The organism is Wenjunlia tyrosinilytica, assembly GCF_014646055.1.
Lineage (GTDB): Bacteria > Actinomycetota > Actinomycetes > Streptomycetales > Streptomycetaceae > Wenjunlia > Wenjunlia tyrosinilytica.
This window is the reverse complement of record NZ_BMMS01000124.1, coordinates 1-1987: the sequence shown is the minus strand read 5'-3', so window position 1 is coordinate 1987 and position 1987 is coordinate 1. Positions and strand designations below refer to the sequence as shown.

The following is a 1987-nucleotide window of genomic DNA, read 5'->3' as shown; positions in this document are numbered from 1 at the left end:
GCCAGGCTCTCCGTCCTCTCGGGACACACCGTGATTCCCAGGCCCTCCAGCGTCCCCTTCTCCAGGATGTCCAGCCGCCAAGCGGCCGAGCCGTCCGCGGGAACGTCCAGCACGCTGCCGGACGCGAGCCGGGCCAGGCGCGGCAGGTGCACCGCCCCGTCCCGCACCGCCAGCTCCGGCTCACCCGAGGTCAGTGCCCGCGCGACCAGCTCCCAGGACTCGGCTCCCCCGTCGACATCCATGTCCACCAGCACAAAGCGGCTGGGGTTCTCAGCCCGCGCCGCTCGCACCAGACCCCACACGGCGGCCAGGACCGGATCCGGCACACCCTGGCCGACAGCCACCGCGCCCTCGGTGACCACCACCAGCCGGGACCCCTCGAAACGCTCCTCGGCCAGCCACTCCTGCACCAGCCTCAGGACCCGGACGGTCACCGCGCGAACGGCGTCGGCGACGTCATCACCCGGGCGGTCCACCCGCAGCACCACGTGTCCGGGGATCTGCCCGTCCCACCCGTCCGCGGTCACGGCCTCCAGATCCGCGCAGTCCACCGGCGAGGTTCCGGAGAGCGGCGCCTTGACCCAGTCCACCTGGAAGAGTCCATCGTGGTGGCCGCCGCGGGCACCGCCCGTCAGCTCACCCGACGGCTCCCGCAGGACCAGCGACTCGACGGTCGCCACCGCACCACCGGAAGCGTCCGCCAGCTCCAGCGACACCGCCTCCGGGCCGGCCTGCGCCACCCGCACGCGAAGCGCCCGGGCACCCGAAGCCCACAGCGACACGCCACCCCAGGCGAACGGCAGCCGCAATGAACCGGGCTTGCCGTCGAACTCGCTCACCAGCACGGCGTGCAAGGCCGCGTCGAGGAGGGCCGGATGAACGCCGAAGGCACCGGCGAGTCCCTCGTGCTCCTCCGGCAGCCCCACTTCCGCGAAGACCTCGTCCCCGCGCCGCCACAGGGCCCGCAGTCCAGCGAACACCGGCCCATAGGCGAAGCCCGCCTCGGCGAATCCCTCGTACACACCGTCGACCGGCAGGGGCACAGCCCCGCGCGGCGGCCACACTCCGAAGTCGAAGGGCGCCGGGCTCGATACTCCGCCCTCCGCCGCCAGCAGGCCCGTGGCATGGAGCACCCATGGCTCCCCATCGGTGCCGCCGTCGGGCCGGGAGTACACCTCCAGCGTCCGGCCGCCCGACTCATCGGGGCCACCGACGACCACCTGGAACCGCACCCCGCCCTGCTCGGGCAGCACCAGCGGCGCGGCGATCGTCAGCTCCTCCACCCGATCGCACCCCACCTGGTCCCCGGCCCGTACCGCCAGCTCCAGGAATCCCGTCCCCGGGAACAGCACCGAGCCGGCGACCACGTGATCCCTCAGCCAGGGATACATCGGCAAGGCCAGCCTGCCCGTGAACAGAAAGCCCTCGGCCCCGGCCAGCTCCACCGCCGCACCCAGCAGGGGATGCTCGGGGGCGGTCAGGCCGAGGCCGGTCATATCGCCCGCGGACACGCTCGCGCGAGTCGGCCAGAAGGTACGGCGCTGGAAGGCATACGTCGGAAGATCCACCCGCCGGGCGCCCGTACCGGCGAACAGCGCTGCCCAGTCGACGTGGCCGCCGTGGGTGTAGACACCAGCGGCGGCGGACAGCAACGAGGAGACCTCGGGCCGCCCCTTGCGCACGGCCGGGACCAGCACCCGCCCCGCGCCCTCCAGGCATCCCTGGGCCATCGCCGTCAGACTGCCGTCCGGGCCCAACTCGAGGAATCGGCCGACTCGTTGCTCCTCCAGCCGACGAACGCCGTCGGCGAAGCGCACCGCGTGCCGCACATGACGCACCCAGTACAGCGCGGAGCACAACTCCTGCGCGGTAGCGGGCTCACCGGTGACGTTCGAGATGACCGCCAGCCGTGGCTCCTGGTACGCCACGCTCTGCGCCACCCGGCGGAACTCCTCGAGCATCGGCTCCATCAACGGGGAGTGGAACG

General features: G+C 72.8%; 1 protein-coding gene. It reads right to left on the bottom strand.

Annotation, left to right across the window (positions count from 1 at the left end):
- Positions 1-1970: SpnB-like Rossmann fold domain-containing protein (locus IEY86_RS35800; RefSeq protein ID WP_229699083.1), on the bottom strand; the 1970-nt coding region annotated here is incomplete at its 3' end.
- Positions 1971-1987: the final 17 nt, after the last annotated feature.